Below are 25,890 nucleotides of genomic sequence, written 5' to 3'. Positions count from 1 at the left end.
CATCGGCGGTCTCGCAGCGGGCGTCGATGTTGTTTCCGGGTGACAGGCGACCGAAATCAAACGGTATTCCTGGCAGGCAAGACCATTCTCGTTGAGCCGCTTCGGCGAGCGAATATGTTGCGGTCTGTTTCTGAGGATTTCACCTCGGAATGGCCTGCGGGTCGGTGCCAAGGCTGACGGTAATACAATTGATAATTGAATCGAGAATTGGTTCTTGTCCGACCCGGCGCCGTCTCAGGCTCCCCACATTGTTGGCGAGCACGGCTGTCGCACTGGCGCTGACGATCATGTCGGCGCGCGCCGACGGCGGCGCTGGCGGAGCCGGTGGCAATGGCACGGGCGGCGGCGGTGGCGCTGCGGGTACCAGCGCCTCTGCTAACGGTGGAAATGGCGGTGACAACGCGATCGGACAAGGCGCGGGCGGCGGCGGCGGCGCTGCCGCAGGCGGCACCGGAGGCTCCGGGGGCGCGGCGACCTCAGGCGGCAACGGCGGACTTGGCGGTGACGGCGGCAACGTTGTCGGTGGCAGCGGCGGCAATGGCGGCAACGGCAACTCAGCTCTGACTACGGGTAGTGGCGGTGGCGGCGGTGGAGGCGGCGAAGGTGCGCTCGGTGCCGGCTCCGGTGGAGCGGGTGGCGCTGGCGGTCACGGCGGCGCCAGTGCGAGCGGCGCCGATGGTTCTGCTGTCATTGGCGGCCTTGATGCGAGCGCCGGAGGGGGCAGCGGCGGCATCGGTGGCGGCGGCGGTGCGGGTGGCACCGGCGTAGAGGTCAGCGTCGGCGGCAGCACGCTTTCGATAGCGGTGACCGGCGGCGCGGGTGGGGTTGGTGGCAGTGGCGGCGCCGGCGGGAACGGCGGCAATGGAGCCAGTGCTCTCTCCCTGGGCGTCGCTGGTGTGACCGGCGGGACCGGTGGCGACGTCCTCGGCAGCGGGGGCGCTGCCGGCGGCGGCGGCAATGGCGGCACCGCCGTGCACGTCACCAGCGCAGGCACCACGACGGTCCAGCAAACGGTCGCCGGCGGCGATGGCGGCAGCGGCGGGCGCGGCGGTACAGCGGGTCACGGCGGGAGCGGTGGTGCGGGCGCTTCCGGCGCCAATGTTCTCGGCGCGCTCGATGGCGGGACCGGTGGAAACGGCGGCAATAGCGGGGTTGGTGTCGGCGGCAATGGTGCGATCGGCGGCAGCGGTGGCGACGGCATCCAGGTCACGGGTGGCGGCACCGTGACGATTTTGCAAAGCGTCACGGCAGGTACCGGCGGCAGCGGTGGCGCTGGCGGTGCAGGCAGCGCCGGCGGCATGGCCGGCAACGGCGGCAACGCGGGATCCAGCATCGGGCTCGGCGTAGCCGGCGGGCGCGGTGGCAATGGTGGCACCGGCGGCAGCGCCAGCGCCCACGCAGGCGATGGCGCCAATGGTGCCGACGGTGGCGTTGGTCTGCAGGTGACGAGCGGTGGCACGCTCTCAATTTCCCAAACGATCATGGGAGGCGCCGGTGGCAATGGCGGCGCTGGCGGCAACGGCGCCAATGGCGGCGCAAGCGGGATCGGCGGCGCCGGCGGCACAGGCGACAATGGCGCCAACGGGTCCTCCGGCTCCGGCTTTCTCAATGGCAACAACGGTCTGGTTGGTGGCGCTGGCGGCAACGGCGGGAATGGTGGCGCCGGCGGAAATGGCGGCATTGGCGGTAGCGGATCCAGCGGCGGCGATGGTGTCCAGCTCACGAACGGCGGGACCGTTACAGTTTCGGGCAACATCGCTGGTGGCGCCGGCGGGATTGGCGGCTCCGGCGGCAATGCCGGCAACGGCGCCGCCGGGGGCAACGGCAGTGACGCCGGCACAGCGGGCACCGGCGGTGCTGGCGCGAGTGCCCTTCTCCCGGCCGTCGCTGGCGGCAGCGGCGGCAGCGGCGCCGCCGGCGGAATGGGTGGCAACGGCGGGAGCGGAGGAAGCGCCGGCGATGCCGGCGTAGGTGGTCATGGCGGCGCCGGCGGCGCCGGCGCGACCATTTCAAACGGTGGCACGCTGACCAATCAAGGCATCATCACCGGCGGCGATGGCGGCCGCGGCGGCACCGCAGGCAGTGGCGGCAACGGCGGCACCGGTGGCAACGCGGGCAACGGCGGTGTCGGCGGCGTTGGCGGCGCTGGCGGCAACGGCACCGCTGGCGTCAACGTGGTCGGCTCGACCGATGGCGGCAATGGCGGCAACGGCGGGACCGGCGGATTTGGCGGTGCCGGCGGCAATGCCGGCAACGGTGGCAGCGCCTCGAGCCGCGGCGGCGATGGCGGCTATGGTGGCACCGGCGGCGTTGGCGCCGCCTTCTCCAACGGCGGCACGCTGATCAATCGCGGCACGATCACCGGCGGCAATGGCGGCATCGCCGGGGCCGCGGGCGTGGGTGGCCTCGGCGGCACCGCGGGCAGCGCCGGCAGCGGTGGTGTCGGCGGCTCCGGCGGCGTCGGCGGCGCCGGGGCCTTGGCCGCCAGCGGCGGCACGAACGGCACCACGGGGACGAACGGCTTCTCCGGCGTGAGCGGCAGCGCCGGCGCGAGCGGTAGCTCCGGCAGCAGCACCGTCACCGCCGGGGTCTCCGGCGCGGTCGGTGCAGGCGGCGCCGGCGTCATCGGCACCAATCTCAGCATCATCAACAGCGGATCGATTTCAGGCGGTCTCGCCGGCGACGGCGTCACGCGTGCCAACGCCATCACCTTCACCGGCGGCGCGAACACGCTGCAGCTTCAGGCCGGCTACAGCTTCAGCGGCAACGTCGTCGATCAGACGGGCAACGGCGCCTTGCAGTTCGGCGGCAACACCAACCCCACTGCGTCTTTCGACGTTTCGCTGATCGGCGCCGCTGCGCAGTATCGGGGCTTCGCGAGCTTCGAGAAGACGGGCGCTTCGACCTGGACGCTAAGCGGCACCAATAGCGCTGCATTGCCGTGGTCGATCGCCGCCGGCACGCTGCTGGTGAACGGCTCGCTGGCCAATTCGACCATGACCGTGAACGCCGGCGGCACGCTTGGCGGCACGGGCACTATCGGCGCAACGACGATCAATGCCGGTGGCACGTTCATGCCTGGAGCCGTCAACACGCCGGGGACGTCGACGACGGTCGCCGGCAATCTGGCCTTCCAATCGGGCGCGCTCTACGTCGTTGCGGTCAATCCATCGACGTCGAGCTTCGCCAATGTCACGGGCGCGGCGACGTTGACAGGCGCGACCGTGGTCGCGAATTTCCTGCCCGGCAGCTATGTCTCGAAGACATACACGATCCTGACCGCGGCCGGCGGACGTGGCGGCACGACGTTCGCGGGCATCACCAATGTCGGACTGCCGACGGGCGCGAGCGATACACTGAGCTATGACGCCAACAACGCCTATCTGAACCTGACGGCCGCCTTCACCAATTACACCGGCCTCAACGTCAACCAGCAGAACGTCGCCAACGCGCTGACCTACGCCTTCAACAATAACGGCGGCCTTCCGATGGGCTTCTTCGGGCTCGATCCCGCCGACTTGACCCAGGTCTCCGGCGAGAGCGCCACCGGCTCTCAGCAGACGACGTTCAACGCGATGAACCAGTTCATCGGCGTGATGACGGATCCATTCATCTCCGGTCGCGGAGGTCCCGTCAGCGCCGGCGGCCCGCCGAATGGGTATGCCGAGGACAGCTCGGCCTACGCGGCACGCGGTCGAACTGTTGGCGAGCGCGACGCTTATGCGGCGATGTCCACCAAGGCGCTGGCAGTCCCGACCTTCGAACAGCGCTGGAGCGTGTGGGCCGCCGGCTTCGGCGGGTCGCAGACCACGGCCGGCAACGCCATCATCGGCTCGAACAACAGCGCGAGCAGCATCTACGGCATCGCGGTCGGTGCGGACTATCGGGTCTCGCCGGACACGCTCGCGGGGTTTGCGCTGGCGGGCGGCCGCACTGGCTTCAACGTCAACGGCCTCGGCTATGGCGGCTCCGACCTGTTCCAGGCCGGCGCCTTCGTTCGCCATAATATCGGTGCGGCCTACATCACTGCTGCGCTGGCTTATGGCTGGCAGGACATCACGACCAACCGCATCGTCACGGTCGCCGGCATCGACCACCTGCGCGCCGAGTTCAATGCGAACGCGTATTCGGGTCGCGTGGAGAGTGGCTACCGCTTCGTCATGCCGACGCTGGCCGGTCTCGGCATCACCCCTTACGCCGCAGGGCAATTCACCACATTTGACCTGCCGGCCTATGCCGAAAGTGTCGTCGCCGGTTCGCTGTTGTTTGCACAGACCTATGCCGCCAAGAGCGTGACCGACACGCGCAGCGAGCTCGGCATTCGCACCGACAAATCATTCGCCATGCAGAACGGCATCGTCACGCTGCACGGCCGCCTTGCGTGGGCGCATGATTTTAATCCGGATCGTTCGATTGCCCCGACCTTCCAGTCGCTGCCGGGCGCAAGCTTCGTCGTCAACGGTGCAGCGCAGGCGACCGACTCCGCGCTGACCACAGCCTCGGCCGAATGGCAGTGGACTAACGGCTGGTCTGCCGCCGCGACGTTCGAGAGCGAGTTCTCGAATGTCACGCAAGGCTATGCCGGCAAGGGCGCGATCCGCTACGCATGGTGATGCCTGGTTCTCGAGCTAGCGCGTCGCCAGCACCACGGCCGCCAGCGTGAAGATCAGCGCGGCGATTTGGCCCGGCCCCAGCGGCTCGCCCAGCGCGAGCGCGGAGGCGACCACGCCGATGACAGGCACGGCCATGGTGCCGATCGCGGCCACTGACGCCGGCAGCCGCGCCAATGCTGCGAACCAGCTGACATAGGCAATGCAGAACTGCACCACGGTGGAATAGACCAGCAGCCACCAGCCGACCGGCGTCACCAGCGAAAGATGCGTGGTCTCGACCAAGAGGCCGATGATCGAGATCGGCAGGCAGCCGATCCCGATCTGCCAGGCCGCAGCCGTGATCGGCGGCAGATGGATCGGGTACTTCTTCGAGAACACCGTGCCGATGGCGAAGCCGAGCGCGCCGGCCAGCGCCATGATGATGCCAGGCAGCTTCTCCACGCTCGCGGCAAAGCCGTTGCCGCCCATGATCGAGGCCAGGCCGACGAAAGCCATCACCAGCCCCAGCGTGCGCAGCACGGTCGGCCGCTCGCCCAGCACCGGCCAGGCGATCAGCGAGGCCCAGACCGGCATGGTGTAGGCGATCAGCGCCGCCTCGCTGGCCGGCAGCCAGAGCAGCGCCAGGCCCATCAGCACCATCCAGCCGGTGACGTTGAGGACGGCGGCGGTCAGTAAGCGCGGCCAGATCCCCGGCCCCACCTTGAGGCTCTGCCGGCGGATCAGCGCGAGGGCGGCGAGCAGCACCGCGCCCAGCACGCCGGTCACCCCGCGCAGCGTCAGCGGCGGCAGCTCGGACAGCAGGAACTTCGTCACCGGCCAGTTGAAGCCCCAGCCGATCGAGGTGATGGCGAGGAACATCAGGCCGGCCGGGGCGATGCGCGGTCGCGCATCCCGGCGAGTCGAATCAAGCATGTGGGGTACCCGGCGAAATCGCGGTCAGCTTGGCGCGGATTCGCACGCACCACCACCACCCCGGCGGGCATGCCTGCCCTCACCTTCCGTAGCCCTACGTGAGTCCCGCTGAGGCAACCCCGGTCCCGAAAAATATACCTGCCCTGTGAACAGCGGGGTGAAGGGTCCGTATCGTCACGGGATGCAAATTTTTTTGGTTGGGAATCCCTGAGGACTCACTGATACTTGGCTCAACAACAGGCGCGGGCTTGCCCCCTGTTATCCCCCGCAATCCACCATATTTAGTATTTGATTCAGGAACTCGCACTAGTTCTTGACGGGCGCAACGGAGAGTCCTAGCTTTCGGTCCGTTCGGCGCGAGTGAGTTTGCGTCCCGCCGGCACTCCCCCAAAGGGTCTCGCAAATCGCCACTCCGCCAAGCCAGCCAAAGGCCGCGGATGAGGGCTTGTCTGCCCTCGAAATGCAGACCTTCGGGCGCCAGAACGGGCCGGCAACAGGCTCGGATGGCATTGGTTGAAGTGGCGTGTGGGGCGTTGAACGCATGTCGCGCACATCCCCTTGGGGGCGGATGGGTGTGGACATGCCGGCGGATGAGAACCATCGCGCCGGGAGAAACTGGGCCGGATCCACCGGCTGAACTGCGAAGCCTTTGGGCCGATGAGGCCCTCGGAGGAATCGCGAACCGAAATAGCGACCCGGGCGCCTTGCGGAGGCAGTCCGGCAGATAAAAGGACGGGGCAAGACCATGCGGATTGAGCGGCGCCACACCACTTCGGGACAGTCACCTTACGCCGGGATCGATTTCCGGCTGACCACGTCGGAGATCCGGAATCCCGACGGCTCGGTCGTGTTCAAGCTTGAGAACGTCGAGGTGCCGACCGAGTGGTCGCAGGTCGCCTCCGACGTGCTCGCCCAGAAGTACTTTCGCAAAGCGGGAGTCGCCGCGCGCCTGAAGAAGGTCGAGGAGGAATCCGTCCCCTCCTTCCTGTGGCGCTCCGTGCCCGACACCGAGGCGCTCGCCGCTCTCCCTGAGAAAGAGCGCTTCGTCAGCGAGCTCAGCGCAAAGCAGGTGTTCGACCGGCTGGCCGGCTGCTGGACCTATTGGGGCTGGAAGGGCAACTACTTCTCCTCCGACGAGGACGCCCAGACCTTCTATGACGAGATCCGCTACATGCTCGCCATGCAGATGGTCGCGCCGAACTCGCCGCAATGGTTCAACACCGGTCTGCACTGGGCCTATGGCATCGACGGCCCCGGCCAGGGCCACTATTACGTCGACCCCTTCACCGGCAAGCTGACCAAGTCCAAGTCGGCCTACGAGCACCCGCAGCCGCACGCCTGCTTCATCCAGGGCGTCGGTGACGACCTCGTCAACGAGGGCGGCATCATGGACCTCTGGGTCCGCGAAGCGCGCCTGTTCAAGTATGGCTCCGGCACCGGCTCCAACTTCTCCCGCCTGCGCGGCGAAGGCGAAAAGCTCTCCGGCGGCGGCCGCTCGTCCGGCCTGATGAGCTTCCTCAAGATCGGCGACCGGGCAGCCGGCGCGATCAAGTCGGGCGGCACCACGCGCCGCGCGGCCAAGATGGTCGTGGTCGACGTCGATCACCCCGACATCGAGACCTATATCGACTGGAAGGTGAAGGAGGAGCAGAAGGTCGCCGCTCTCGTCACCGGCTCCAAGATCAACCAGAAGCACCTCAAGGCGGTGCTGAAGGCCTGCGTGAACTGCGAAGGTTCGGGCGACGATTGCTTCGACCCCGAGAAGAACCCGGCGCTCCGCCGCGAGATCAAGCTCGCGCGCCGCAGCCTCGTGCCTGACAATTACATCAAGCGCGTGATGCAGTTCGCCAAGCAGGGCTACAAGGACATCCAGTTCGACGTCTATGACACCGACTGGGATTCGGAAGCCTACCTCACGGTATCAGGCCAGAACTCCAACAACTCGGTCTCGCTGAAGGACGACTTCCTCCGCGCCGTGGAAACGGATGGCGACTGGAATCTCGTCGGACGCACCACCAAGAAGATCACCAAGACGCTGAAGGCGCGCGACCTCTGGGAGAAGATCGGCTACGCCGCCTGGGCGTCGGCCGATCCCGGCCTGCACTTCAACACCACCATGAACGACTGGCACACCTGCAAGGCGTCCGGCGACATCCGCGCGTCCAATCCGTGCTCGGAATACATGTTCCTGGACGACACCGCCTGTAACCTGGCGTCTGCGAACCTGCTGACGTTCTACAACACCGAGACCAAGCAGTTCGACGTCGCCGGCTACGAGCACCTCTGCCAGCTCTGGACCATCGTGCTCGAAATCTCCGTGATGATGGCGCAGTTCCCGTCGCGCGCGATCGCCGAACTCTCCTACGAGTTCCGCACGCTCGGCCTCGGCTATGCCAACATCGGCGGCCTCTTGATGACCATGGGCCTGTCCTATGACAGCAAGGAAGGCCGCGCGCTCTGCGGCGCCCTCACCGCTGTGATGACCGGCATCACCTACAAGACCTCCGCGGAAATGGCTGCTGAACTGGGCACCTTCCCGGGCTACAAGAAGAACGCCGCGCACATGCTGCGCGTGATCCGCAACCACCGCCGCGCCGCCCACGGCCAGTCCAACGGCTACGAGGCGCTCTCGGTGAACCCGGTGCCGATGGACCTCGTGTCCTGCCCGCAGGCTGACATCGTCAGCCACGCGCAGGCAGCCTGGGATGCGGCGCTCGAGCTCGGCGAGAAGCACGGCTATCGCAATGCCCAGACCACGGTGATCGCGCCGACCGGCACCATCGGCCTCGTCATGGATTGCGACACCACCGGCATCGAGCCCGACTTCGCCCTGGTGAAGTTCAAGAAGCTCGCCGGCGGCGGCTACTTCAAGATCATCAACCGCGCGGTCCCCGCGGCGCTGCGCGCGCTCGGCTATCGCGAGAGCGAGATCGCGGAGATCGAAGCCTACGCCGTCGGCCACGGCTCGCTCTCCAACGCGCCGGCCATCAACGCCTCGACGCTGAAGGCCAAGGGCTTCACCGATGAAGCCATCGCCAAGGTCGAAAAGGCCCTGCCGACCGCCTTCGACATCAAGTTCGCCTTCAACAAGTGGACCTTTGGCGAAGATTTCATCCGCGACCAGCTCGGCATCGGTGCCGAGGCGATCGCCGCCCCCGGCTTCGACCTGCTCCAGGCCGTGGGCTTCACCAAGCGCGAGATCGAGGCGGCCAACGTCCACATCTGCGGCGCGATGACGGTGGAAGGTGCCCCGCACCTCAAGGCCGAGCACTATTCGGTGTTCGACTGCGCCAACCCCTGCGGCAAGATCGGCAAGCGCTATCTGTCGGTCGAGAGCCACATCCGCATGATGGCGGCGGCCCAGCCCTTCATCTCGGGTGCGATCTCCAAGACCATCAACATGCCGAACGACGCCACGGTGGAGGACTGCAAGTCCGCCTACATGCTGTCGTGGAAGCTGGCGCTGAAGGCCAACGCACTCTATCGCGACGGCTCCAAGCTCTCCCAGCCGCTCAACTCGCAGCTCATCGCCGACGATGAGGACGAGGAGGATGCGGTCGAGTCACTCTACGAGAAGCCGATGGCGGCGCGTGCCACCCAGGTCTCGGAAAAGATCGTCGAGAAGCTGGTCGAGCGCATCATCGTGATGCGCGAGCGCGAGAAGATGCCGGATCGCCGCAAGGGCTACACCCAGAAGGCAGTCGTCGGCGGCCACAAGGTTTACCTGCGCACCGGCGAGTATGACGACGGCCGTCTCGGCGAGATCTTCATCGACATGCACAAGGAAGGCGCGGCGCTCCGCTCCTTCATCAACAACTTCGCCATCGCGGTGTCGCTGGGCCTCCAGTACGGCGTGCCGCTCGACGAATATGTCGACGCCTTCACCTTCACCCGCTTCGAGCCGGCGGGACCCGTGCAGGGCAACGACAGCATCAAGTACGCGACCTCGATCCTCGACTACGTCTTCCGCGAGCTCGCGGTGAGCTACATGTCGCGCTTCGATCTCGCCCATGTCGATCCGACCGAGTCGAACTTCGACGCACTCGGCAAGGGCGTCGAGGAAGGCAAGGAGCCGGACGAGACCCAGCACGCGACCAAGCTGGTCTCGCGCGGCCTCACCCGCTCCCGCACCGACAACCTCGTCGTGATGCGCGGCGGCTCCGCCGCGGTCGCCCAGGGCAACGACAGCGCCCCGACCGGTGGCAGCAAGGTCACGGCGCTGGCCTCGCACGGCGCAAGCGCGCGGGTCGGCGATGCCCTGGAAGGCGCGGTCGCGCTGAAGCAGGAAGTAAGCCACGACCTCTCGCCGACCGAGAAGCTCGAGCAGCTCCAGTGGAGCAAATCCGGCACCGCGCAGACCCTGGTCCCCTCCAAGGCCGAGCGCCGCGCGGAAGCGAAGGCCAAGGGCTACGAAGGCGAGATGTGCTCGGAGTGCGGCAACTTCACGCTGGTGCGGAATGGCACGTGCATGAAGTGCGATACTTGCGGGTCCACGACGGGGTGTTCGTAACCTAGAGGAGCAGATTGCGGTGGCGGGAAAATTTCTTGGCGTGGATGGAAAGTATCACCCCATGGGGTCATTCCTTGGGGTCGATGGCAAGTATCATCCCAAGGGATATTTTCTCGGCGCCGATGGCAGATATCATCCAGCAGGGTCGTTTCTTGGCTCGGATGGTCGATACCATCGCAGAGGAGAATTTGTCGGCGGCGATGGACGCTACCATCCCGCCGGCCAATTCCAGGGGACCGACGGAAAGTATCATCCAGCAGGCTCGTTCCTTGGGACAGATGGACGATATCACGCGCAAGGAGCGTTTCTCGGTCGAGACGGCCAATATCATCCTCACGGATCGTTCTTAGGCTCTGACGGTCGATACCATCTCCCCGGATCATTCCTGGGATCCGATGGCGTCTATCATCTACCCGGCTCCTTCCTTGGCTCTGATGGCCAATATCATCCCCGAGGATCGTTCTTGGGGGTATATGGTCGTTATGAGGAACCCGAAGATGCTGCCGGAGAAGAAAAGAGCAATCGGGGCAACGTAACCGCCTGATTAGCCGCCTGTTAACGAGCCAGAATAGATCCAGTCTTATCGGCCTTTAGTTGTGGATATAAAGACCACTGCTGTTGATTGAAAAGAACAGATCATGCACATCTCTACTTTCAATTAGGGGTAGAGTATGGCGCTTCCTCGCAGCTATTTAACTTCGGCAAAAAACCTCGGTGCGATTTTGGAGGCAATGAAGGCCGCTCAAGCACCCTCCAAATTCACGATCAAATTCCTAGAGTCACTGGACTTCAAATCCACCGCGGACCGGTTGATTGTTGGCGTACTTAAGTCGGTCGGTTTGATTGGACCAGACGGATCACCCACAGAGCGCTATTTTCGTTTTCTAGACCAAACACAGTCTGCCGTGGTGCTCGCAGAAGGTATCCGAGATGCCTATCGTGACCTGTTTCAGGTCAATACAAGCGCCCAGAACATGACGAAAACTGACGTCATGAATAAAATGAAAACCCTAGGCCAAGGGCAATTTTCGGAATCTGTCATCGATAAGATGGCGATGACGTTTTTAGAACTCTGCAAGCTTGCTGACTTCAAAAAACAAGCGTCCCTCTCGGACGCCGTTTTGAGTGCGCAAGTGGATGAGCGACCCCAGAGTTTACCGACGATGCCACAAGCAAATGGCGCAACGGCCTCCCCTCCGAGTTTTGGCGGCCTCAACTACGTAATCCAAGTCGTCTTACCTGAAACCAGAGATCCGAAGATTTACGACAGCATCTTCCGAAGTCTGCGGGAGCATCTCATCGGATGACCCCCTCGGATAGAATCTACAGCTTTGTCTTTAGAGGCCTGCTCGCCAAAGAGGCGATCGATTCCGTAATTGCGGAATCTTCTGAGCCTAACGACCAAGCCACGGAAGACGTCGAAGCATTGCTAGCTCTTGATGCCCTTGACGAGCGGTTCGTTCAGGAGGCACGCCAGATGGCACAAGTTTACGTTCTGATTGCGGCCTTTGAAAACTCCGTCAGGGAGTTGATCTCTTCGACGCTCAAGGAGGAAGTCGGAGAAAATTGGTGGGCTACGTGTGTGTCAGACAAAATTCGTCAGCAAGCTGCTCAGCGCATGGAGGAGGAAGAGAAGATACGCTGGCACACGCCGAGGGGTAACGATCCTATCAATTTTACGATGCTTCCGAACCTCTTAAATATCATTCGCCAGAATCAGGATCGCTTTCCTTTGCTCCCCAATATCGAATGGGCATCAAACATTTTCGAAGTAATCGAACGTTCTCGCAACGTGATCATGCATTCTGGACGAGTCTCGAAACGCGACATGGCAAGACTTGGGACGTTCATTCGCGACTGGGCTGCACAAGTATATTCTTAAGGTACCGCCCCACTGATGAAATGCAGCAATCCGTAGAGTTACGGTGACAGTGCACAAAACCCATGATGCACGATGGCTTGGCGGCAAGAGCTGATCATGGAATTACGGTGACAGCGCACTAAATTCACTCGCTCCGATCTGCGGGTTCGGATCGCTTTTAGTGCGCGACCTCGATTGATTGCACTGTCACCGTCATCGCAGATTGGTTCCGGCTTCGATGCTCATCAACACCCTGCCGCCGAAATTGCCTTTGCCGTCGAACCCTTCTCTCCTAAACTCCCAACACCACCGGCATGGGTTCCGACGGGCCCGGTAGAAGCGGAGTCGAGTTATGCCCACATCGGAAAGCTTCCCGATCGAGAAGATTTTCGTTCCCACGAAAATGAAGAAGGCCATCAAGCCCGAGATCGTCGGGGAGATCGCCGAAAGTATTCTGGACATCGGACAACAGGCCCCCATTTTCGTTCGGCCCGACGGAGACCGCCTCGTTCTGGTCGAGGGACTGCATCGGCTCGAAGCCTGCAAGGCGCTCGGCGAGACAACCATTATCGGTGTCATGGTCCCGGCGGAGTTGGCTCAACACAAGCCGCTGCTGTCCGACGGACCCGAAGTCGAGGCAGAGCGCATCAAGATGGCGCGATTGAAACAGTTGCGGCTCGAGAAGGAAGCCGCAGAGGCATCGACGGCTGCCTTGAAGAGCGTCAACGCAACGGAATCGCCGCGCACCCGTTCGACGAAAGGCGTCCGCGACAATCCGAAGGCATCACCGGGCCGGACTGCGGGATCGACACCGAAAACATTGTCGGACTGGATCACGCAGCAAAAGGGCACCGGCGGCCGCTATTGATGGCCGGCTCCAGCTCTTGAGATTTCAGCGTCTTGAGATCACAGCTCGAATTGCGGTGACAGTGCTGCGCAAGCGCAATGTCAGGAAAACGCAGCCACCCTCTCCCTCGCTTTCGCAACCTCCGAAGAGGCGCTCGGCGGATGCGAAAGGCGTTCGCCCACGCACCGCGGATCGTCCGGATCGCGCTCAGCGTAACAGTCTTGCTTGCGGCCCTCGCCCTCCTCGACATCGCCTATCAAATCATCCGCAAACCAACCGAGCTCTTCGCCTTTGTCGGCCACTCCCTCGACAAGGACCCCGCCGAGATCTGGCGCCAATACGGCCCCCTCTTCCGCACCTATTCCACCGCGACGATCACGCCCGAATTGCTGGCCGCGCTGGCGCAGGTCGAGAGCTCTGGCAATCCGGTGGCGCGCACCTATTGGCGCTGGCGATGGAGCCTCAATCCGCTCGCGATTTACCGGCCCGCCTCCAGCGCCGTCGGCCTCTACCAGATGACCGATCCGGCCCTCAGCGACGCCGCACGGTTCTGTGTCCGCGGCAACGCGGTCACGGAGACCGGCTGCGGGTCGACCTTCCTCTACACCCGCGCGATCCCGAGCCTCGCCATCGAGCTGGCATCGGTGTATCTGGACCGCAATGTGGCCGACGTTCTCGCCCGCGCGGGCGATGTGAAGGCAAGCCGCGAGCAGAAGCAGGATCTGGCCGCCTTCATCCATCTCTGCGGCGCCGGTCCCGCCACGGCCTACGCACGCCGCCACTTTCAGCTGACGGCCGGCGAGCGCTGCGGCGATCATCTCGTCGCAAGCTATATCTCTGGGGTCAATGCGATGAAGCGGCAATTTCAGCGCCTGGCGGCGGATGACGGCGGTTAGCTTGTCCGTAGGATGGGTAGAGCACTTGCGAAACCCATCGTGCCATGACGGCTGTTGATGGGTTTCGCTTCGCCCAGAGACCTCACGGCTCATCATTCGCCGGCGCGTTGCGGCGTGCTTGCCTTGCGGCTTGTCTTTCGTCTTTTCTGGCAACCCAGTGCGCGCGAAATCGCTTCGCGGCATGAAACGCCCGCGGCGCCACGACCTGAAACGCCATGGAGGCAACGCCAGCGACAAATCCCTTCACCACGTCAAAAGCGAAATCGGGTCCAAAATACTCCCACATGACCCTGCATCCTTCTTCGCGAAGGCACCGCCGGGCAGTCGTGGGCTGACATGAAAAATGGAAAGGCCCCGTCCGTCACCGGCGGGGCCTCAAGAAAAATCCCTGCACGCGCCGTTGCGCGCACGCGAAACTCTCTCGGTTCACCCGCTCATGGTGGACTCGATGAAAGAGCTGCAAAGCATGGCCGTGCGATTGAAAACGCCCATAGCGATCATCCCGAAATTGCCAAATGCCGACCCGCCGGTGCGCATCGCCGAGCAAGCGCACGAGGTGTAGTGTCGGCGCCACAGAAGCAGACCCGAGGGCTGCCGTCTGTGTGCCATTTCACAATTACCGGAAGACTTTTATAAGGCATGATGAGCAAGCGTGGCCCGCAGGAAGGACCGCCATGAACGGCAATCGCTACTACGGGGTTCGGGTCGAGGGCGCCAAATACGGCGTGGGTTTTGGCTCCGCACTCGCCATCGCAATCTCGTACACCAACAATCATTCGATCCTGTGGGCGATCATCCACGGCATCTTAGGCTGGCTCTACGTGATCTATGTCGCCCTGTTCGGGTGACGACGAACGCGCGAGGACCGGGACGCCCGTCATTGCGAGCCACCGGGTCCGCGCGGAGCGCGGCCCGATGACAGGCTCCGCGAAGCAGTCGAGGCCGTCACCCGCGAATTGCGCCTTGCCGATGCCCGGCAAAATCTCACCACATGGCCGCCACGCAAGCGACAACCCACAATCGCGATTTCAGCGCAAACACGACGGAGGCTTGCGGCTTCAGCGATATTCAGGAGTTATTTGCAATGTTGAGTGCGGGCGAAAATAAGACAACGGGAAAATCCGGCCGGCGCGGCGCGAAGAAGAAGGCCGGGCAACGGACCAGGGCCGGCGAGCAACACGCAACTGCGGCCCATCAATTGCCGGATGCCTCGGCGGAGATCAGCCAAGAGAACAAGCAAGAGAGCACCCAAGAGAACAGGCAAGAGGCCGAGCAAGAGATAAGGCAAGAGACGAGCCGAGAGATCAGTGCCCAGATACCCTCGGCTGCAGCCTTGCCAGGCGAGGCTTCCGGGATGGAGATCGCTGCAAGCGCGCCCGTCGCACCGGTGGAACCCTCCCAGGCCAGCCCGCAGGCGATTGCCGATGCCTATAGCGACTACACGAGGACGTCGCTTGAGCACGCCTGGAACTTCCTGGGAAAGCTCGCGGCGGCGCGCTCACCCGTCGAGGCCTTTGAGCTTCAGATGGAGTACGCGAAACAGGTGTGCGGATCGTTGATCGCCGAATCCCAGAAGATCGCCGAGTTGCATGGACAATTGACCAGACAAAGGGTCATGCATTTTGAGGGATTCGTGGCCAAGCTCACCCAGACGACGCTCGAAATCCGCGCGACACGTCACTAATGACAACTGCGTATTCCGACACAGCGGGGGGAGCGAGCGTAGCCCGGATGGAGCGACTTGTCCGCCGTAGCTCGAAGAGCGAAGGCGGAAGCGAAATCCGGGCTACCTGCCGCGGTCTCGGCATCGGCTAACGCATGATCCGGAAAAGTGCGAAGCGGTTTTCCGAAAAGATCATGCTCAAACAACAACCTAAAGCGCGATGACGATTCATCTCAATCTCATCGCGCTTTAGCCGGTTGTCTTGGCCCGCTGCACTTCGTGCGGGTGGCGACGATCGCCGCGCCGATTTGACTTGCGAACGTAGGTGACGAGTGCCTCGGGGTTCTCGAGCTTGATCTTCAGCGCCGCGACCAATGCGTCCTCGGCTTCGATCGTGAGCACCTTGGCACGCACCCCGAGCTTCAACCCGACAGTATATGACGTCATGGCAGACTCCACGGGTCCAGGCTTCCACCGTACCTCAATCGGCGTCTCTTCGGAACAGCCCTGCTCAACACATCCCCTTTCGCCGCCGAATAAAGCCGGATCACGACCGCTCTATCAGGATCGGTGAACCGAGCTCTTCGAAATGAAAGAGCTGAAAGACCCGCTGGCCGTTGAAGTCGAGCACTCTCAAATCATCGGTCTCGTGCAGATTGCTTTCGACCGCGTGAAAGTGCCCGCCGTAGCGCTCTCTGGCGAGCGACAAGGGAACCTCGAACGCGACGAACTTGCCGATGCCTTTTTGCCTGAGCACCCCAAGGAGCTTCTGGTCGTCCAGGGACTGGTGCGAGGTGAGAATGAGCAGCGGACCGCTCGCCGTGAGCAGCAGAAGCGATTTCATTGGATCCTCCTTTGCGCCCCTCCCTACCTGATCTTCGCCGGGACTCCTTCAGGCGCTCCAGCTCCGTACGAACCTGCGCCTCCATGGCGTCTTGCAATGCGAGTATGCCCCTGCTGGACAATTCTGCGGAGGCCTTTCTGTCCAGATTCTGCTTCCAATCCCGGATGGCTTGCTTGGTGGCCTTTTGGGCCTCCGACGTCGTCTTAACGTACTCCATCATGCAGGCGTCGGCCATTGAGCATGTCTGGCACTCCTGGGGCCGCGGCCGGACCTGAAAGAAGCAGAGCGAGTGTCGCGGTGGAGACCCTCATGGCGCTTCCTCCCGCTATAGCACAGCACGTCGCAGGGATGCCCCGGGGAGCAGCGCCCGGCTGCTTCAGCAACCGTAGCCCGCCATAATTTCTCCTTCGCTCGCGCGTTGTGTTGGACAACGGTGAGGCCTATCCTTCCGACGATCGGACTGCCGCACTCCCATTGACGCCCGACTGGATGGAGCGCGCATCGGTGCCTGAAGCGAACGACCCCAAGCCTGATACCGACAAGCCTGAGGCCCAAAAGCCTGAGGCCGCCAAGCCGGACGAGGTGCGCGCCGATGGCGGGCTGGCGCGGGCCTATGACCAGATCAAGAGCGCAGAGCAAGACCTTGCGCGGCTGGACCGGCTGGTTTCCGGAATGGAACGCGGCAACGAAGCCCCGCGGACCTCGCAGGCCAGCGCCGGAGCGAAGGCAGCCGAGGGTCCCAAGGACAAGGTGCCGGCACCGGTTAGCAAGGTGGGCAATCGAGGCCTGAAGGGAGATCGGACCATGCTGCGTGCCCTGGTTGGCCTCGTGTTGGCGATCGGCCTTCTCGGCGCCGCCTTCGCTTCGCAATATCGCGATGAGGCCAAGTCGATGACCAGGTCCATCATGGCGCGATGGGCTCCGCCGGCCGCGAGCGAGCCCGCGAAAGCGTCCGCGGTCGAAAGTCCGGCGCCGCCGCCGGCCGTGCAACTGGCTGCCGCGGATGGGCCTAGTCCGGTGCCGCCGCCGCTCGGCAAGGAAACGGAAAGCGCTCCAAGAACTGACTCTCCAAGAGCTGAGGCTCCAAAACCTGACGCTGCAAGACCTGACGCGCCAAGAACCGGCGCCACGGCGCCTGATCCGTCATCGTCCGATCTCGCGCAATCGCTCAAGACCATCACCAGCGAGCTTGCGAGCATCAACGGAAAGCTCGAGCAACTGAAAAGCCGCAACGAGCAGACGCTGCGCGAGCAGGCCGACACCATTCAACAGCTCAAGGCGGCGCAGGAGAAGGATGCCGCGGACAATGCGCGCCTCGCCGCACAGGTCCAGGCGCTGCAAACGCAACTGACGACGTCAGCCGCGCCTGCACCCGCGAAACCGGTCGTGCGGAGCGCGACGAGCAACGAGACGGCTGCGCCTGCACGGCCGCACGTGCAAGCGACCGCCCCCCGGCGGCCCAGGCCACCGCCGCCGCGAGGACGCTGGATGCCCCCGCCCTATATGGCCGACCCCTACGATCCGGATTGGTAAGCCGTCAGCGTTCTCGGCCAAGAGGCTTGGTGCCAAGAGCCTTGGTGCCAAGAACCTTGGTGCCAAGAACCTTGGTGCTATGCTGCGCGGTGATCGGCCGGCAGGCCCTCGGCCAAATCTGTGCGACGTCACGACGGGCCTCGGCATGAAGGAGCAAGCCCATGACCAGGCACCTTTCACGCGTCCTGTTGACCCCAATGATGCTTCTGTTTGCAGTCTGCGCGGCCAGCGCCGCAGACGGCTGCGGCACCGGTTGCCACGCCACCGTTTCCGGCGCGTGCGTGGTCGATGGCTGGGCAACGGGTGCGCGGGTCTGGAATCAATGTCCGGCCACGTCGCGTGCGCGTCCGCCTTGCGGCGGTTCGGATTACGTCTGGGACTCTCGCAAACGGGCTTGTTTCCCGTCGACGCGCGATTGGCTTTGAAGCCCAGCCCGCAGGATGGGGGCGCGCGAGCGCTCACCCCATCCTGCGAACGACGCTCTACGCCCGCCTCACCGTACCTCGCACACCGACACCTTGGCTTCGATCCCGGTCGGCTCGAGCTCTTCGGTCGCAAGCTCCTCGCTGCAGTACTCGCCGACCGAGACGTCCTTCATCCTGCGCTTGACCTGCTCGCACGTCTTGCGGACGTCTTCCGTGAAGAGCGCGCATTCCTCGATGCGCTTGAAGATCTTCCGCCCCTCGTCGCGATACCCCGCTGCCGTCTCGCGCATGAAGGCGATCGCATCATGGACCTGGGCTGTCAGCGCCTCGCATTTTCGCGCGGCATCGATCAGCTCGGCGCCCATGGCCTCGATCTCTTTCGCAGCGGACTCATAGTCACGAATGACCGCCTCTGCACTGAGCGCGCCCACGCGCGTGACCCCCTCGGTGTGCTCGACGTAATCGGGCAGCGCAATTGAAGCAATCGAGCTTCCCGTGCGCACCGATGCAATGTCCGCCTCGAGCTGGACCAAGTTTACGCCTTCACGTCTGCGCAATTGTTCGACACTTGCCATGATTGACCCTCCCAATACGCTCCCCGTACCCCAAACGGCGCTGAGTGTATTACGTGGATAAGCGACCTTACTAATCAGATATATCGTTGACAGTCGCAGCTTTGCCATTTTTGTGCAGTTTCCGCCGCGGCACGCAGCGATGATGGATGTCATCAACGCTCAACCTCTCATAGTTGCGGTTCGAATTGCGGTGACGGTGCACCCAACTCTCAGAGGACAGGGACGAATCGTTGCAGTGATACCCCCACACGATCCATAGGATGGGTGGAGCGAGTCGATCCCCATCGACCCCGTCGGGTGATGGATTTCGCAAAGCCTCAACTCATCCACGCGCTCCCACCAGACCCATGCCACGAAAAAGCAAACGCCTCCTCCCCCGCCTTCGCAGCGTCCGGCGAGGCGCCCGGTGGATGCGAAAGAGGTTCGCGCGCGCACCGCGGATGGTTCGGATCGCAGGCAGCGTGGCGATCCTGCTTGCGGTCGCAGCGTTTGTGAACATCGTCTATCACGTCATCCGCAAGCCGACCGAGCTGTTCGTCCTTGTCGGCAACGCGCTCGACAAGGAGCCGGCCGAGAACTGGCGGCAATACGGGCCGCTGTTCCGAAGCTTTTCCACCGCGACGATCACGCCCGAATTGCTGGCGGCGCTGGCACAAGTCGAGAGTTCGGGCAATCCGGTGGCGCGCACCTACTGGCGCTGGCGATTGAGCCTCAATCCGCTCGCGATCTACCGGCCCGCCTCCAGCGCCGTCGGCCTCTACCAGATGACCGATCCCGCCTACGCCGACGCCGCACGGTTCTGTGTCCGCGGCAACGCGGTCACGGAGACCGGTTGCGGGTTCACTGGCCTCTATAGCCGCGCGATCCCGAGCCACGCCATCGAGCTGGCATCGGTGTATCTGGACCGCAACGTGGCTGACGTTCTCGCCCGCGCGGGCGATGTGAAGGCAAGCCGCGAGCAGAAGCAGGATCTGGCCGCCTTCATCCATCTCTGCGGCGCCGGTCCCGCCACAGCCTACGCGCGCCGCAAGTTTCAGATGATCGCCGACGAACGCTGCGGCGATCACTCGGTTGCAAGCTATGTCGCCAGGGTCAACGCGATGAAGCGGCAGTTCCTGCGACTATCGGCGGATGACCCGTAGGGTGGGTTTGCCTGCGGCCGCGAAGCGCAGTGCACCAGCCTAGACATTCATAGTCGCGAGGGCGCGTGCTTCAGCGGGCTGGCCGGCGCTTTGAGGCGCGTTGATATCCTTCCAACACTCATCGCTTTCCTAACGCGCGCTTATGCGAGGCTTGCCGCGAAGAAGGCGCAACCAGTGCCTTGCCAGCCACGAAGATCATGCGTTTTGGCAAAGGCTCAACCCGTCCCTATATGCGGGTGCTTTCCGCCGCGCGCTTGCGCCCTACCTGATCTTCGCCAGGCACTCCTTCAGCCGCTCCAGCTCGGAACGAACCTGCGCCTCCATCGCGTCCTGCAATGCGAGTATGCCCCTGCTGGACAGTTCGGCGGAGGCCTTTCTGTCCAGATTCTGCTTCCAGTCCCGGATTGCTTGCTTCGTGGCCCTTTGGGCCTCCAACGTCGCCTTAGAGTACTCCTTCATGCAGGCGTCGGCCATTGAGCATGTCTGGCACTCCTGGGCGGCGGCCGGGCTCGAAAGAAGCAGGGCGAGTATCGCGGTAGGGACTCTCATGCTGATTCCTCCCGCCCAGGAGCATAGCACGTCTCGGGGATGCCTCGAGGAGCAGCACGTAGGATGGGAGGAGCGCTTGCGAAACCCATCGTGCCGCGACAGCTATCGATGGGTTTCGCTTCCGCCTTCGCTCTTCGAGCTACGGCGGACAAGTCGCTCTACCCATCCTACGCATCTATTCTTCTACCACCAGTACGGCCACCGCCATCCCTCATAGCGGACCCATGACGACACATAGGGCGGGCCGTTCGGATCGACTCGGTCGTCTTCAGGGCGATAACGATATCGTGGAACAATGTAGTAATCCCACGGCGTCGGCCTGAGCACGGGCGCCGTGACGATAAGCCTCTGCTGTGGTTCGCGAACCACCTGGGCCTTCCGCGTCCGGGCTTCAGCGCCTGATATCCCGAGGTTGCACAGCACCAGGGCCGTTCCGAGCGCACACGCGGCGGTGATGATCTTCATGCGTTGGTCTCCTTCCCTGGAAGAGTGCAAAAGGACGCAAGGCAAGGCAAGCTAAATTCGCTCGCGCTACGTGCGCGCGCGGCGCAGAGCCTCCTCGAGCTTTTTCCTTTGCTTGTCCCACCGGCCCTGCTCGGCCTCGGCGCGTTCGTAGAGCGCGGCCCGCTCGGCTTCGATCGCCTCCGCCTTCGCATCGTACTGCCGCCTCGCATTGTCCAACGCCGCCTGGGCCGTGGCGACCGCCTTGTCGCGGCGCGCGCGCTGCTTAGCGTGGGCGGCCTCTTCCTTGCGTCGCTCGGCGTCTCGCCGCCGCTCTTCCTTCTCGAACGCCGCGGCGGCTTTGCGCGCGTCCTGATCGTCAATCTTGCGTGACTGTTTTGTTACGCCCTCGGCCGGACGCTGCTTCGACTCGGATTTGGACTTGGATTTGGATTTTGGCTTGGCCTCATCGTCGGCGAGATCGGTCGGCAGCGCGGCGCTCTCGGTGAACGGGCCGCCGGAGCCGACCGGGCGCCGGAGCACGACGCCCGGGCTTGCCATGGTCGCCGCGACGATGTCGGGGTCGTTGGTCTCCTTCGCGGCGCCCTGATGGAAGAGGTTGGAGCTGGCGCCCCAGGCCTCCAGCGCCGCCTTCATCGAGGGTGCGGCGACCGCCTGGTCGTAGAAGCCGAGCGAGGTCTGGTAGGTCTTCAGTCTTCTCGTCAGGTTTTTCGGCATGTCGCCCCGCGGCCCCGGCGACGCACCTCTCCCTCGCACCGGCGCCACCACGCCATAGTGTCCCTGTTTTGCCCGACGAGTCAAATTTTATTCGGGATCACCGAAATTTATCCGAGGCAAGCAACGACCGGCATTGCCGACGGAGCAGCACAATATTCGGTCCCGCAGACCCCTGAAATCACGCGAGTTTTCTACGGTGCATGGGGTTGTTTTCGACATTTTTGTTGGCCGAACGGTTCCGCGAGGTGTGCCCCCTACGCGTCGACGTCCTCAGGCGCCGGACCTGCCACGAGCCCGTCGAGGCCGACCATCAGCAAATCGGCGATGTGCATCAGCTGGTAGAGCGGAATGTCGGCCTCGCCGTTCTCGGCCAGCGCCAGGAAGGCGGGCGTGACGCCGATGCGCTCGGCGAGCTGGACTTCGGTGTAGCCGCGGGTCTCGCGCGCCGCTCTGACGCGCGCACCGATCCCGAGCCGGTGCCGGGACTGCTCGTCCGCGGTCATCATGACGGCCTGTTCGTCCGGGCTCGCATAACCGTCGGCGAACGCGGTGCCGATCAGTCTCCCCTTGCACCAGGCGACCCGGCAGTTCTTGCGCAGTCCGCTGCTGAAGACCAGCGTGAACTGCTCGGCGACCCATAGTGACGAGTTGAGCTGCAGGCGGGCGCCGGTGCCGGAGACATCGCGGATCGTGCAGGGCACGCTGATGAGGCTGCCGGTGCCGTTGTCGAACTCGACAATCCCGGTTCGCAACGTCTGATGTCTGGCAGCGGCACGATGCTCGCTCATGACCTGGACTCCCAAAGCTTGCGGCAGCGTCGAACGGCGTAGCCGACGCATCCGTATGATCAGGACATGGATACCGCGGAATTTTTCCCGAACTCCTAAGGCTCCGGCACTTCAACCGGGACCGGACGCCATGGTAAAGGATTTGCTCCCAATCCATCTTTTCCGGCGGAATGCGTGCGGCGCGCCCGTGAGAGCGTTTTCGAGCGAAGTGGATACCGGTTCGCGTAAAGAAAACGCGCCAAAACAAAAACCTGGAGCAAAGGCTCTAGGGGGTGACGAGGCAAGCAATGACCGAACCGATGAAATGCCCGAACTGCCAGTCCGAGCACGCCTATCAGGACCGCGATCTCTGGGTCTGTCCGGAATGCGCCCATGAATGGCGCGCTGGGGGCGATGCGGCCACTCCGGTCGCGCAGGAGGCCGGCGTGTGCGATGCGCATGGCAATGCGCTCGCCGATGGCGACAGCGTCATCGTGATGAAGGACCTCAAGGTCAAGGGGTCGTCGTCGGTCGTCAAGGGCGGCACCAAGGTCAGGAACATCCGCCTCCAGGAGGCCACCGACGGCCACAACATCGCCTGCAAGATCGACGGCATCGGCGCGATGAATTTGAAATCGGAGTTCGTGAAGAAGGCCTGAGCCGCCCGCGTCCGCTCGCGCTATTCCTCCAGCAGCGCCTCATACCCTTTCGCGCTGAATGCCAGCAGACAAAACCCGTGCCCGAACGGATCGGCCAGCATAGCGATCCGGCCATAGGACGCATCGCGCGCGGGCGCCTCGAGGATCGCACCGGCGGCAAGTGCGCGCGCGACGGCGGCATCGACATCGTCGACGACGACGTCGACATGCAGCGGCGTCCAGTGCCGCTCGTAGCGGCGGCGGTCGCTGCCCGCGCCCGGTGTGCCGGACTGCTTGGTCAGAAGATACACCGGCGCCGGCCAGCCCAGCAGCTCGACGAAGTCGGTGCCGAAGCGGCGGCCGACCGTCAGGCCGAAGGCGGCGGTGTAGAAGGTGGTCGCTTGCGCTGCGTCGGGAACGTCGATGTTGAGCAGGATGGTCATGACGGGCAGCGTAACCCGGACGGAGCGGACGCATAATCCGGAATGTTGCCGCACCTTTCGATCCCGGATTTCGGTTCCGCTCCATCCGGGCTACGCGATCACCGCTGCCGTTGCGCCAGATAAAAACCGCACAGCACCGTGACCAGACCCGCCACCTGCAACATCGTCGGCGGCTCGCCGAGCAGCAGCCAGCCGACCAGGAGCGTCAGCGCCGGCACGCAGGCCGGGATCACGGCGGCGCGGGCGACGCCGAGGCGCTGGACCGAGACGGCGAACAGATAAAGCGCGGCGGGGCCGGCGAGCACGCCCTGCGCCAGCGCCTGAATGGCATTCTCGGTCACACCGATCGCCGCGACATGGGCGAGACCGACGGTGGCGAGATAGATCGGCAACAGCAGCAGCGACAGCACGTTGATGACGAGCGCGGCCGACACGGCGGAGACGCGCCAGTGCCGCAGCAGCGCGCCAAAACCGGCGAACATGAATCCGGTGAGCACGAAGATCAGATCGCCGAGCACGCCGTCGGCTCCGATATGCCCGATCGATTCCGCGCCGATCACGCAGAGGCCGCCGACGATGACCAGAGCGCCGGCAAGGCGCGAAGCGGAGATGTGCTCCTTCAGCACGACTGCCGCGAGCAGGAGGCCGCCGAGCGTCGCGCAGGACGGCTGGATCACGCTGCCGTGGCCGAGCGGCACGAACAGGAATCCGGTGTAGGAGATCAGCGACATCACGGGACCGCCGAGCACCATCAGCACAAGGCCCCTGCCCCAGCCGATGCCGCAGAGATCACCGATGCCGGCGCGCGCGACCAGCGGCAGGAACGCGATGCCCGACCAGACATAGCGATGCACGAGCAGATCGACCGGGGTGAAACCGATCTTGAGGCCGTGCCGCGTCCCCGCAAAGCCCAGCGCCCAGAACAGCGCAGCCGACAGGCCGCAGACGACGCCGAGCAACGCCGGCGCCGCATCGTTCTTCTGAATGAGAGCGTCAGCGCCGCTCGTTCGCTGATCCATGGGCAAGCCTTATGTCAGCGCGTGAGCCGCCTCAACCCACGCCGTTGCAGGTCTGGCACGCGGCGAGATTCCGTAGCCCGGATATCCAACCATCATGCCTCCTCGCCGAACACCATCCGCCATCCCTTGCGCGTATCCATGTATTCCCGCACCTCGCGAATACGGTCCCCGGCCACCGTGAACACGAAGCAATAGTCGTTCTCGTAGGGCTTGCCGCCAGGGAGCGTGGCACGCATCCGCTCTTCCACGATCACGACATCGCCGTCGGCGTAGACGCCGCGGAAGGCGATATCGACCTCGGAAAACATCCTGTGCATCTCCTGCGCGATGAAGCGCGCGATCGCTTGCGCGCCCACCATGTGATCGGTGTGATCGAGCGCGACGGCGGTGGCGTTGCCCTTCGGCGCGATCCATTCGGCATCGTCGGTAAAGAGCGCGGCGATGCGATCGGCATCGCGAGACGAAAAGGTCTTCCAGGCGTTGAGAACGATGTCTTTCGGGCTGGTCACGGCGCGCTCCAGAACTGGCATTGAGGGGGCTTGCATCAAGGGCCGCCTTCTAGGCCGCCATGCGCGTTGCGGCTCGCCACAATCGGACTCGGTCATCCCGCGGCCCTTCCGCCCGCGCGGGCATGCGCTATCATCCGGCCATGCTGAGTTTTGACGACTGCAACGCCGCGCGCCTGCGCAGGGATCCCCGCTATGACGGCCGCTTCTTCACGGCAGTGAAGACCACGGGCATCTATTGCCGCCCGGTCTGTCCGGCCAAGCAGCCGTTGACGCGCAACGTCGTCTATTACCCGACGGCGGCTGCGGCCGAAGCCTCGGGGTTCCGGCCCTGCCTGCGCTGCCGCCCCGAAACCGCACCGTTCTGCCCGGCCTGGAACGGCACGCGTTCGACGGTTGCGCGCGCGGTGAAGCTGATCAACGAGGGCGCGCTCGATGAAGATTCGGTGGTGACGCTCGCGATGCGGCTCGGCATCTCCTCGCGTCACCTGGCGCGCTTGTTCGAGCGCCATGTCGGCGCGACGCCGCAGCAGCTTGCCAAGACGCTGCGCGTCCAGCGCGCAAAACGCCTGCTCGATGCCGGCGAACACACCATGACCGACATCGCGTTCCAGGCCGGCTTCGGCAGCCTGCGGAGATTCAACGCCGCGTTCGCCGAGCTCTATGGAAGATCGCCGTCCAGTCTGCGCTCATCGAAGCATGCGTAGCACGAATCGAGCTGCGCAAGTTCGCTCAGAAAAATCCGGGGCTGAGATCGAGTCCATAGGTCAGGCTCAGCACGAACACGAACAGCGCGGCGGCTGCGAACAATGCAATATGTCTGAGAATAAACGCGCGCGGCGAGGTGGTGGCAATAACTGCTTTTTGCGCAACGGGCATGACGGCTCCATTATGAAAACGGTTTTTGGCCGCCACTAAGCGGCGCCCGCATCAGGCGCCGCGATCTGCAAAGCAACTATTAAAGAGAT

Annotated in this window: 27 protein-coding genes; 14 read left to right on the top strand and 13 right to left on the bottom strand. The window is 63.9% G+C overall.

What is annotated here, in order from left to right:
• The first annotated feature begins 251 nt into the window (after nt 1-251).
• Nucleotides 252-4,613, top strand: a complete 4,362-nt coding sequence (locus tag AB7535_RS13195; protein WP_439036435.1) for an autotransporter domain-containing protein — start codon at nt 252-254, stop codon at nt 4,611-4,613.
• Between the two features lie 15 nt (nt 4,614-4,628).
• Here the strand turns inward: AB7535_RS13195 and AB7535_RS13190 are convergent, their stop codons facing one another.
• Nucleotides 4,629-5,525, bottom strand: coding sequence for a DMT family transporter (locus AB7535_RS13190; RefSeq protein WP_135216155.1), 897 nt, complete (start codon nt 5,523-5,525; stop codon nt 4,629-4,631).
• Nucleotides 5,526-6,270: 745 nt separating this feature from the next.
• Here AB7535_RS13190 and AB7535_RS13185 point away from each other — a divergent pair.
• From AB7535_RS13185 to AB7535_RS13160, 6 genes are all read left to right on the top strand, one after another.
• Complete coding sequence (locus tag AB7535_RS13185; protein WP_354113141.1) at nt 6,271-10,035, top strand: vitamin B12-dependent ribonucleotide reductase; 3,765 nt, start codon at nt 6,271-6,273, stop codon at nt 10,033-10,035.
• A gap of 122 nt (nt 10,036-10,157) precedes the next feature.
• Entirely contained in the window at nt 10,158-10,385 is a 228-nt protein-coding gene (locus AB7535_RS13180) for a hypothetical protein (protein ID WP_439036434.1), read from the top strand.
• A gap of 321 nt (nt 10,386-10,706) precedes the next feature.
• Nucleotides 10,707-11,342: a DUF5343 domain-containing protein gene (locus tag AB7535_RS13175; RefSeq protein ID WP_354130244.1), complete on the top strand. Its 636-nt coding sequence runs from the start codon at nt 10,707-10,709 to the stop codon at nt 11,340-11,342.
• Complete coding sequence (locus AB7535_RS13170; protein ID WP_439036433.1) at nt 11,339-11,917, top strand: hypothetical protein; 579 nt, start codon at nt 11,339-11,341, stop codon at nt 11,915-11,917. Before AB7535_RS13175 ends, AB7535_RS13170 begins: the two co-directional genes overlap by 4 nt.
• A 331-nt stretch (nt 11,918-12,248) precedes the next feature.
• The gene (locus AB7535_RS13165) at nt 12,249-12,764 is read left to right on the top strand and encodes a ParB N-terminal domain-containing protein (RefSeq protein ID WP_354113137.1); all 516 of its coding nucleotides are present in this window, start codon (nt 12,249-12,251) and stop codon (nt 12,762-12,764) included.
• Between the two features lie 140 nt (nt 12,765-12,904).
• Nucleotides 12,905-13,639: a transglycosylase SLT domain-containing protein gene (locus AB7535_RS13160; RefSeq protein ID WP_354113136.1), complete on the top strand. Its 735-nt coding sequence runs from the start codon at nt 12,905-12,907 to the stop codon at nt 13,637-13,639.
• 82 nt (nt 13,640-13,721) lie between these two features.
• Here AB7535_RS13160 and AB7535_RS13155 read toward each other — a convergent pair whose 3' ends face one another.
• Nucleotides 13,722-13,925, bottom strand: a complete 204-nt coding sequence (locus AB7535_RS13155) for a hypothetical protein (protein WP_354113135.1) — start codon at nt 13,923-13,925, stop codon at nt 13,722-13,724.
• A 388-nt stretch (nt 13,926-14,313) separates the two neighbouring features.
• Between AB7535_RS13155 and AB7535_RS13150 the strand changes: the two genes are divergently transcribed.
• Both AB7535_RS13150 and AB7535_RS13145 read left to right on the top strand, forming a co-directional pair.
• Nucleotides 14,314-14,487, top strand: coding sequence for a hypothetical protein (locus AB7535_RS13150; RefSeq protein ID WP_198518601.1), 174 nt, complete (start codon nt 14,314-14,316; stop codon nt 14,485-14,487).
• Between the two features lie 143 nt (nt 14,488-14,630).
• The gene (locus AB7535_RS13145; protein WP_354113134.1) at nt 14,631-15,323 is read left to right on the top strand and encodes a phasin family protein; all 693 of its coding nucleotides are present in this window, start codon (nt 14,631-14,633) and stop codon (nt 15,321-15,323) included.
• A gap of 228 nt (nt 15,324-15,551) precedes the next feature.
• On the opposite strand, the gene AB7535_RS13140 is transcribed toward AB7535_RS13145, so the two are convergent.
• Both AB7535_RS13140 and AB7535_RS13135 read right to left on the bottom strand, forming a co-directional pair.
• Nucleotides 15,552-15,749 carry a hypothetical protein gene (locus tag AB7535_RS13140; protein ID WP_014495617.1) on the bottom strand — a complete coding sequence of 66 codons (198 nt, stop codon included), beginning with the start codon at nt 15,747-15,749 and terminating at the stop codon, nt 15,552-15,554.
• 100 nt (nt 15,750-15,849) lie between these two features.
• On the bottom strand, nt 15,850-16,146 hold the full coding sequence (locus tag AB7535_RS13135) for a hypothetical protein (protein WP_014495618.1): 297 nt from the start codon (nt 16,144-16,146) through the stop codon (nt 15,850-15,852).
• A 489-nt stretch (nt 16,147-16,635) separates the two neighbouring features.
• Here AB7535_RS13135 and AB7535_RS13130 point away from each other — a divergent pair, with 489 nt between their 5' ends.
• Together AB7535_RS13130 and AB7535_RS13125 are read left to right on the top strand one after the other, a co-directional pair.
• Complete coding sequence (locus AB7535_RS13130) at nt 16,636-17,679, top strand: hypothetical protein (RefSeq protein ID WP_439037341.1); 1,044 nt, start codon at nt 16,636-16,638, stop codon at nt 17,677-17,679.
• 161 nt (nt 17,680-17,840) lie between these two features.
• The gene (locus tag AB7535_RS13125; protein WP_071914415.1) at nt 17,841-18,104 is read left to right on the top strand and encodes a GCG_CRPN prefix-to-repeats domain-containing protein; all 264 of its coding nucleotides are present in this window, start codon (nt 17,841-17,843) and stop codon (nt 18,102-18,104) included.
• 68 nt (nt 18,105-18,172) lie between these two features.
• Here AB7535_RS13125 and AB7535_RS13120 read toward each other — a convergent pair whose 3' ends face one another.
• Entirely contained in the window at nt 18,173-18,679 is a 507-nt protein-coding gene (locus AB7535_RS13120) for a hypothetical protein (protein WP_071914417.1), read from the bottom strand.
• 347 nt (nt 18,680-19,026) lie between these two features.
• Between AB7535_RS13120 and AB7535_RS13115 the strand changes: the two genes are divergently transcribed.
• A complete protein-coding gene (locus tag AB7535_RS13115; protein WP_439036432.1) occupies nt 19,027-19,821 on the top strand; it encodes a transglycosylase SLT domain-containing protein in 795 nt (264 codons plus the stop codon).
• 261 nt (nt 19,822-20,082) lie between these two features.
• Here the strand turns inward: AB7535_RS13115 and AB7535_RS13110 are convergent, their stop codons facing one another.
• The 4 genes from AB7535_RS13110 to AB7535_RS13095 form a co-directional block, all read right to left on the bottom strand.
• On the bottom strand, nt 20,083-20,370 hold the full coding sequence (locus tag AB7535_RS13110) for a hypothetical protein (RefSeq protein ID WP_063983572.1): 288 nt from the start codon (nt 20,368-20,370) through the stop codon (nt 20,083-20,085).
• A 183-nt stretch (nt 20,371-20,553) separates the two neighbouring features.
• On the bottom strand, nt 20,554-20,835 hold the full coding sequence (locus tag AB7535_RS13105) for a hypothetical protein (protein ID WP_071914421.1): 282 nt from the start codon (nt 20,833-20,835) through the stop codon (nt 20,554-20,556).
• A 66-nt stretch (nt 20,836-20,901) separates the two neighbouring features.
• The gene (locus AB7535_RS13100) at nt 20,902-21,549 is read right to left on the bottom strand and encodes a cell envelope biogenesis protein TolA (RefSeq protein ID WP_439036431.1); all 648 of its coding nucleotides are present in this window, start codon (nt 21,547-21,549) and stop codon (nt 20,902-20,904) included.
• Nucleotides 21,550-21,803: 254 nt separating this feature from the next.
• Nucleotides 21,804-22,337: a helix-turn-helix domain-containing protein gene (locus AB7535_RS13095; protein ID WP_439036430.1), complete on the bottom strand. Its 534-nt coding sequence runs from the start codon at nt 22,335-22,337 to the stop codon at nt 21,804-21,806.
• Nucleotides 22,338-22,624: 287 nt separating this feature from the next.
• Here AB7535_RS13095 and AB7535_RS13090 point away from each other — a divergent pair, with 287 nt between their 5' ends.
• On the top strand, nt 22,625-22,975 hold the full coding sequence (locus AB7535_RS13090; protein WP_439036429.1) for a zinc ribbon domain-containing protein YjdM: 351 nt from the start codon (nt 22,625-22,627) through the stop codon (nt 22,973-22,975).
• Between the two features lie 20 nt (nt 22,976-22,995).
• On the opposite strand, the gene AB7535_RS13085 is transcribed toward AB7535_RS13090, so the two are convergent.
• From AB7535_RS13085 to AB7535_RS13075, 3 genes are all read right to left on the bottom strand, one after another.
• Complete coding sequence (locus tag AB7535_RS13085; protein WP_439036428.1) at nt 22,996-23,397, bottom strand: VOC family protein; 402 nt, start codon at nt 23,395-23,397, stop codon at nt 22,996-22,998.
• Between the two features lie 98 nt (nt 23,398-23,495).
• Entirely contained in the window at nt 23,496-24,416 is a 921-nt protein-coding gene (locus AB7535_RS13080; protein WP_439036427.1) for a DMT family transporter, read from the bottom strand.
• Between the two features lie 92 nt (nt 24,417-24,508).
• Nucleotides 24,509-24,925 (bottom strand): nuclear transport factor 2 family protein, encoded by a 417-nt coding sequence (locus tag AB7535_RS13075; protein ID WP_439036426.1) that lies wholly within the window; start codon nt 24,923-24,925, stop codon nt 24,509-24,511.
• Between the two features lie 122 nt (nt 24,926-25,047).
• On the opposite strand from AB7535_RS13075, the gene AB7535_RS13070 reads away from it, so the two are divergent.
• Complete coding sequence (locus AB7535_RS13070; protein ID WP_028151760.1) at nt 25,048-25,629, top strand: bifunctional transcriptional activator/DNA repair enzyme AdaA; 582 nt, start codon at nt 25,048-25,050, stop codon at nt 25,627-25,629.
• Between the two features lie 25 nt (nt 25,630-25,654).
• On the opposite strand, the gene AB7535_RS13065 is transcribed toward AB7535_RS13070, so the two are convergent.
• On the bottom strand, nt 25,655-25,801 hold the full coding sequence (locus AB7535_RS13065) for a hypothetical protein (protein ID WP_166096368.1): 147 nt from the start codon (nt 25,799-25,801) through the stop codon (nt 25,655-25,657).
• Nucleotides 25,802-25,890: the final 89 nt, after the last annotated feature.

It is taken from the genome of Bradyrhizobium sp. 956_D2_N1_4, assembly GCF_052076025.1.
Classification (GTDB): domain Bacteria; phylum Pseudomonadota; class Alphaproteobacteria; order Rhizobiales; family Xanthobacteraceae; genus Bradyrhizobium; species Bradyrhizobium barranii.
Note: the sequence above shows the minus strand (reverse complement) of the source record. Positions and strands in the feature narration are given on the sequence as shown.